Here is a 6,456-nt window from a genome sequence, read left to right as displayed (position 1 = left end):
TTCTTGCCGGAACGTTCTGATTTCTCAAGAGAATACCATCCGCTATCTTCGTTTTCAGGCCTGCCTCATGAATAAGCCGGGCTTATGGGTAACTGCAAGGTTGCCGGACCGCTTACCGATTAAACGCCTAGCCAGCGGCGGCGAAGCGGCCGTATAGCTACTAGTACCAGGACAACTAAAGCTAGCCATTCTAACCAGACAGGTAGTAGTTCCTGTACCTGACTTGCCTGTTCCACCGGGTTCCAACCTGTAATCCCTAGTGCGACATCAAACAACCAGCCAATCAACACAGTGACAAGCAGCACGCTACCTAAGTATACCGCCAGTGCCTGATTGCCCAGCTCTCGGCGTAGAATCGCTAAAGTCGCCAAGCTGGTAATCGGCCCCGCCAGAAGGAATACAATAGCCATGCCCGGTGAAATTCCTGTCATCAGCAATCCCGCTGCTACCGGCGTAGCAGCTGCTGCACAGATATATAACGGAATACCAATAACAGCCATGAATATGAGCGCGCCTATTCCACCAGAAACTCCCGCCATGGTGGTAGGTGGTACCAGTGTGACCAGCACGCCCGCCAGTAATAGCCCGGCGAACATCCACACACTGATGTCGTCCAGCAGATCGCTAAATGCATAACGCAGCCCCCCCCAGGACTTTGACAACACTCCCTCTGGTGCCTCATTGACTACCTGTTGTTCACCACAATCTGAAGATGCACAGCAATTTGTAGTATCGGGCGTTAATTCGGTTGATTTAGTAAACCCAACCAGAATGCCGGTTACAATAGCTGTTATTAATGCTCCAAGCACTCGAATTAGAGCCATAAACGGGCCGAGCAACACGCTGGTTAATAGCATTGAATCTACCCCCACGCCCGGAGTGCTAATTAAGAACGAGGTTGTTGGCCCACGCCCAGCCCCACCACGATGCAAAGCCAATGCAGTGGGAATCGCCCCGCAGGAGCACAGCGGTAATGGCATTCCAATAAGCGCCGCCCGTGTAATACTTCCTAACCCATGTCCGCCCATCCAGCGCTGTAGTAAGTGTTTTGGCAGCCACGCCTTGATTAGCCCCGCGATAACCAACCCTAACAGCAGCCAGGGAGCAGCAGTTAGTGCAATACTCAATAACTCTGAAATCATACTCATCACCCGTTGTACTCTTGCTAACCAATGTTGTGGCTGCTAGCCTAAACCTTGTAATCGTTGCAGGGTCAAGCGCATGAAACACGTTTATCGCATTGGAGAAGTTGCCACCCGTACCGGGTGTTCCCCAGAGAGCATTCGCCACTATGAAAAGCTGGGGCTGTTGCCTCCCCCATGGCGAGGAGAACAAGGGTACAGGTGTTATGACCGGGCCACCTTGGAGCGTGTCTGTTTTATTCGCCATGGCCGCAGTCTCGGCCTGGATTTACAGAGTATTCGGGAGTTGTTGGAACTCTCTGACAACCCTGACACCGATTGCACCACTGCTGATGACATTGCGAGCCACCATCTGGAACTCTTGGAAGAGCGCATTACTGCGTTGCAAGCACTGACGAAAGAACTGCGCCAGGTGGTAAACAAATGTCGAGGCGGGAAAGCCGCCGATTGCCAGATTATTCGAGCCTTGTATGACCACAGGCCTCAGTGTAATAAACAGAAATGCGAATAAATAGCAGCCATACCGTTGAGGTGATAGTTGACCAGTGATTCGCGCAGGATCACTTGATGACCTTTCCCAGTACAAACCGCGGGCGGATATCTTCACTAACCAATCCCCTGCTTGGGATTGCATGGGCCTAGGTATTCCCAGGTTCGACGAAATGCCCCAGGCAGTTGTGCCCAACAAGGCAAGGCAGCGGACCTTCGGCCGCTGCTCGCAGCGTTAACCCTTCTAGCCGCCTACCTTGCAAAACTCCGTCAATGACGTATATTTGTCAGTATGTTTACCATCATCGAAACCCCTACATTTGAAGCGGACGCCAGGAAAATTTGGACTGAAGAGGAGCGGAGCTCTTTCTTCGCTTGGCTGGCAGCCAATCCGGAAATAGGTGATCCCATTCCCGGTAGTGGTGGATGTAGAAAGGTTCGTTGGTCGGTTGCGGGTTCAGGGAAGCGGGGTGGAGTGCGAGTTATCTACTTCACCAGGTTGGCAAATGGCGAGATCTGGCTGTTGGTGATCTACAAAAAGGCCGTCAAGGACAACATACCCGCGCATATCCTGAAGTCGATTCGTGAGGTATTGGAAAATGAGTAACGAGACCCTGAGTGCTGAGGAGCTTGGCAACAAGCTACTCCAGTCCGTCAAAGAAATGAAAGCGGGCAAAGCCGCACGAGTCAGTCGTGTGGAGCCTAACGAGGTGGCAGAGGCACGCGGTAAAACCGGCCTGACCCAGAGGGAGTTTGCTGAGGTACTGCATATTTCTCCGCGTACGTTGCAGGAATGGGAGCAAGGTCGACGTAAACCCTCAGGGCCGGCAAAGGCACTCATCGAGATTGCTTTCCGTCATCCGGAGGTTATTCGGGAAGACCTCGAACTCCGGGGTTAACAAGTGGCTGTTGTCGGACGCGCCTGCGCTGGCGCTCCGGCACGCCGCAAAGCCAGGGCGTTAAATTTATGGGGTCACATGAATAGAGTCATAGTTTTGGTCGTTCTAGCATCTGTTTTTCTTGTTTCTGGTTGTAGCCAATCCGGACAGCAGGTTTCGGCTTCTGAATATGGCGAGAAGTGGCCATTCACTGTTCAAAGCGGACGATTAGATTGTGTTCAAGGGCGGGCAGCCATATTCATCGTTGGCGATAAAAAGTATCAGTTGAATGGTTTTGCTCAAAGTAAGGGCTACCAGTCTATCACTCCTATTTGGCGTAATAACCCAGATATCCCTGGAGCAAAAATCAATATTGGTGAAATGACGAAGTTAGCTCTAGAGCAGTGCTAAAAATTTAACAAGGCGCATCAGTACGTGGCCTGCGGCCACCGGACGGCTTTCAGCCGCCGCTGTGCTCAGCGTTATGTTTCTTGACCGCACCTGTTAACTGGTGCTATTAATGGTGCCAAATCGTTGACTAGGTAATCACTATGCAAGTGAAATTTTCCGAGGATGTCATTCCTCTATCAGACCTGAAGATCAATCCCGGAAAGGTGGTTGGTCGAGCGCAAGATACGCATCGCCCCATCCTGCTCACCAGCCGTGGCCGCGGCATAGCTGTTGTTCAGGGGCTCGAGGATTACGAGAGAACCGCAGAGGAATTGCGGTTTGTAAAGGCGGTGGCGCGGGGGCTTATGGATGTTCGCGAGGGCAACACCGTATCGTTGGAGGACGCCAGGAAAACGTTGGGTATCAAGTAAATGGAATTACGCATCGCACAGTCCGCTCTTGAGGACTTACAGGCTATTCAGGAATATTACAAAGAGCAGGATGTGCCACATATCGGTGATGATTTCGTGGCTGCTATCCTGGAGCACTGTGAAATGATTCAAATCCACCCTGATGCTGGCCGAGTTGTTCCTGAATTCAACATGGATCATATTCGCGAATTGATTCACGCGCCGTTTCGAGTTGTCTATCTCAGGCAGGCTAAAGAGGTTGTGCTCATACGAGTCTGGCGGAGTGAGAGGCAGCTCGAATTACCAGCAAACGAAACATAACCAAGCCATGCACCGGATGCCAAACCCTCCGCTTCGCTGCGGTTATGTCACCGGTGATGGCGGGCGTTAATTGCCAGGGAGAGGTATGGAGATCAGCTTCAAGGTAAACCATCCCATTACCACGGATCAGTTCATCGGTTTGCTGGATAGCTCTACCCTTGGGGAGCGTCGGCCAATTCACGATCGAGATTGTATGGAGGGAATGGTTTCCAACTCCAATCTCATCGTAAGCGCTTGGGATGACTCTCTACTTGTCGGTATTGCCCGCAGTGTCACTGACTTTCACTATGCTTGCTACCTGTCAGATCTGGCCGTTCATAGAAACTATCAGAGGTCAGGCATAGGTAAGCGATTGCAGTCACTGACCCAAGAACACCTGGGCCCGCTTTGTAAATTGATACTCATCGCAGCGCCGGCAGCGAACTCATACTATGGTCAGATTGGTTACACACACAATGAGCGTTGTTGGGTTCTAGATCCGGGGGTGACCATTGGCAATTAACAAGTCAATTAAGTTCGTTCCCGGCCTGGCGGCCGTCCACCGGACGTCCCTGACGGGCCGCCGCTTATTTCAGCGTTATGTGCCAAAAATGAGGAAAATATGAATAGTGACTTAAACGACTTAATTGACAAGTACCGGTCTGACAATGAATCCGTATTCAATACGTGGTTTATTAATAATGACGAAAGACTAAAAGCCTTTCGTTCAATACGCCGTGGTGTTCAAAGTGTAATCAATGATATTAAAAATAAGGAATTTGGGAATGACTACAAAGGTTCATCGTTAGAGTTTGTTTTAAACTGTATCACAGAACAAAAACAAGTTTTCATTGGAGCATCGCATGCTTTTTACTGGAAACCAAAGTTAAGAATTCCAGACATTTATGAAAATGAAGAAAATAAAATGTCTTTTGGTCAATTTCTTGAAAATTGCTTCGCAGCCAAAAATGAAGAGCAAATCCTAAAGGAAATAATCAACCTAGATGAGAAGAAAATAAAGGGTCTTGGTCCGGCAGTGGCAAACATTTTATATTTCCTTCATCCTGAAATAATCCCTCCATTTAATACAGCAATAGTCAATGGTTTTAATCATTTATTCAAAGAAAAAGTTAAACTTGGTTCCTGGGCTGAATACCTTCGTATGCGTGAGGTCATTTTACAAAAAACAATAAGCATAAAAAATCACTGTCAAAAGATTTAGGTGCAATTTCAGGCTTGCTGTTTGACATTGGTGTAAAAAAATAATGGTTGGCGACGAAGGAAGTCTTTCGGAAAAAGAAAAAGCAAAGATTGAAAACCTTCTCAAAAAAAGGCACAAAGAAGTAACCAGTGAAAGAGAGCAAGAAAACTTGCATACTGAAATGCAATACCATTTATTGAAGATCGGAAAAGCTTTAGGGTATCAAGTAATTAGTGCTTCTAATGATCGTTCTAGAAATTTTCAAGGAAAAAAACTTTTCATCCTTGTGCCTCCCTTGTTTCCCTGAAATTAATGTAGAAAAAGAAACAAAAAATACAATTGCATTAATCGATGTAATTTGGTTTGAAAATAATACAAAGAATATTGTTTGCGCTTTTGAAGTTGAAAAAAGTACCTCAATCTATTCGGGAATACTCAGGCTGACTGACCTATATCACTCGTTTCCAGAAAACCCTTCCTCTTTATTTTTAATAATACCTGACAATAGAGAAAAAGAGCTGTTGCTACAGTTAAGCAGGCCATCAATTAAATCCAACGGAACTAAAATTCACTATATTAAATTTTCAGTCCTGAAAGAAAATTGCGAAGCAATCTGTAAGTTTGGAACAGGAAAAGAAACTCTACTAAAAATAGCGAACCAATAAGAACAGGCACATAACAAACTAATTAACCGGACGGAAAATACGTCTGTGCTAAATTGAAAAGCAAAACCAAATTGCGGTGGTGTTCGGGCCGTTCGTCGCCGCCGGTTATCATGAACCGTTATGTTTAATATATGAATATTTTACCACCTGATTTCGATATTTCTTTTTTGATTGGTGATGAGCTGATGCAGGTCTGTATTGGGCTGCATCAAATACAGCTTAGATTTGAAAAGTGTTACATTGAGGGAGATGGAAAAATAGAGATCCGTTCAAATGACCACACTAAAGTGCTAGTCAATGAAAGGTGGGAGTCCACAGAAGGTTTTGAAAAGATTATTGGTAAAAAAGTAGAAACTTGGTGTCGTATTAGTGATTTTTGCTTTTCATTAAAATGGGGTGATGCAAGCCTATTTTTTTACACTGAAGAAAGTCCCTATGAGTGTTTTACTATTCATTGCCCAAATAAGGAATTTTATGTGCTGTAAGTAAAACATAACAAATTGCTGCATCCGACACATACTGTGCCGCGTTTTTGTGCATTTCGCTGCGCTCCATTTTATGCACAAAAATCGCTCTGCAGTATGTGCGGCTGAGCAAGGCGTTAAAGCGAAAACACCGAGCCGTGGCACCCAGCGCCCATCCGTGGCAAGATTGCGGTACGCGTATGAGAGGTTTTTCCCATGAATCTCCAGAAAATTGAAAACGAGGCGCTCCACCTTCCTAGAGAGGAGCGGGCTCAGTTGATCCAGCGACTGGTTTTGAGTCTTGAGTCTCCGTCAGAAGAAGAGCTCAGGTCAGATTGGCTGCTAGAGGCCCGGCGAAGAGCTGATGAGCTCGATAGTGGCTCAGTTCAGGCTGTGTCCGGTGAGGAAGTCATCCGCAAGGCTAAAGCCCTGATCAAATGAATTATTCTTTTCACCCGGCAGCGGAAGCCGAGTTTCTGGAATCAGTTGGCTATTACCCCGCCTTATTCACGAGGGC

General features: G+C 47.1%; 12 protein-coding genes. 11 read left to right on the top strand and 1 reads right to left on the bottom strand.

Features of this window, described 5'->3' with window-relative positions; translation table 11 throughout:
• Positions 1–119: 119 nt before the first annotated feature.
• Positions 120–1,148, bottom strand: a complete 1,029-nt coding sequence (locus B7L72_RS13050; protein WP_176212888.1) for an SO_0444 family Cu/Zn efflux transporter — start codon at positions 1,146–1,148, stop codon at positions 120–122.
• A 73-nt stretch (positions 1,149–1,221) separates the two neighbouring features.
• Between B7L72_RS13050 and B7L72_RS13045 the strand changes: the two genes are divergently transcribed.
• From B7L72_RS13045 to B7L72_RS13005, 11 genes are all read left to right on the top strand, one after another.
• Complete coding sequence (locus tag B7L72_RS13045; protein WP_081194876.1) at positions 1,222–1,653, top strand: MerR family transcriptional regulator; 432 nt, start codon at positions 1,222–1,224, stop codon at positions 1,651–1,653.
• A gap of 270 nt (positions 1,654–1,923) precedes the next feature.
• Positions 1,924–2,238 carry a transcriptional regulator gene (locus tag B7L72_RS13040; RefSeq protein ID WP_016914160.1) on the top strand — a complete coding sequence of 105 codons (315 nt, stop codon included), beginning with the start codon at positions 1,924–1,926 and terminating at the stop codon, positions 2,236–2,238.
• Positions 2,231–2,530 carry a helix-turn-helix domain-containing protein gene (locus tag B7L72_RS13035; protein WP_016914159.1) on the top strand — a complete coding sequence of 100 codons (300 nt, stop codon included), beginning with the start codon at positions 2,231–2,233 and terminating at the stop codon, positions 2,528–2,530. Before B7L72_RS13040 ends, B7L72_RS13035 begins: the two co-directional genes overlap by 8 nt.
• Before the next feature lie 78 nt (positions 2,531–2,608).
• On the top strand, positions 2,609–2,920 hold the full coding sequence (locus tag B7L72_RS13030) for a DUF2511 domain-containing protein (protein WP_081194874.1): 312 nt from the start codon (positions 2,609–2,611) through the stop codon (positions 2,918–2,920).
• 140 nt (positions 2,921–3,060) lie between these two features.
• On the top strand, positions 3,061–3,330 hold the full coding sequence (locus B7L72_RS13025; RefSeq protein ID WP_022992353.1) for a type II toxin-antitoxin system Phd/YefM family antitoxin: 270 nt from the start codon (positions 3,061–3,063) through the stop codon (positions 3,328–3,330).
• The gene (locus B7L72_RS13020) at positions 3,331–3,630 is read left to right on the top strand and encodes a type II toxin-antitoxin system RelE/ParE family toxin (RefSeq protein ID WP_022992354.1); all 300 of its coding nucleotides are present in this window, start codon (positions 3,331–3,333) and stop codon (positions 3,628–3,630) included.
• An 85-nt stretch (positions 3,631–3,715) separates the two neighbouring features.
• Positions 3,716–4,132 (top strand): GNAT family N-acetyltransferase, encoded by a 417-nt coding sequence (locus tag B7L72_RS13015; RefSeq protein ID WP_081194872.1) that lies wholly within the window; start codon positions 3,716–3,718, stop codon positions 4,130–4,132.
• Positions 4,133–4,231: 99 nt separating this feature from the next.
• Positions 4,232–4,831, top strand: coding sequence for a hypothetical protein (locus B7L72_RS18740; RefSeq protein WP_217806080.1), 600 nt, complete (start codon positions 4,232–4,234; stop codon positions 4,829–4,831).
• A gap of 221 nt (positions 4,832–5,052) precedes the next feature.
• The gene (locus tag B7L72_RS18735; RefSeq protein WP_217806079.1) at positions 5,053–5,475 is read left to right on the top strand and encodes a hypothetical protein; all 423 of its coding nucleotides are present in this window, start codon (positions 5,053–5,055) and stop codon (positions 5,473–5,475) included.
• 131 nt (positions 5,476–5,606) lie between these two features.
• Entirely contained in the window at positions 5,607–5,960 is a 354-nt protein-coding gene (locus tag B7L72_RS18335) for a hypothetical protein (protein WP_139788515.1), read from the top strand.
• A gap of 195 nt (positions 5,961–6,155) precedes the next feature.
• Complete coding sequence (locus tag B7L72_RS13005) at positions 6,156–6,380, top strand: addiction module protein (RefSeq protein WP_081194870.1); 225 nt, start codon at positions 6,156–6,158, stop codon at positions 6,378–6,380.
• Positions 6,381–6,456: the final 76 nt, after the last annotated feature.

Source organism: Halomonas sp. BC1, from assembly GCF_002078135.1.
GTDB classification, from domain to species: Bacteria; Pseudomonadota; Gammaproteobacteria; order Pseudomonadales; family Halomonadaceae; genus Vreelandella; species Vreelandella stevensii.
The sequence above is the reverse complement of the archived record's forward strand: the minus strand, read 5'-3'. Positions and strand labels throughout refer to the sequence as shown.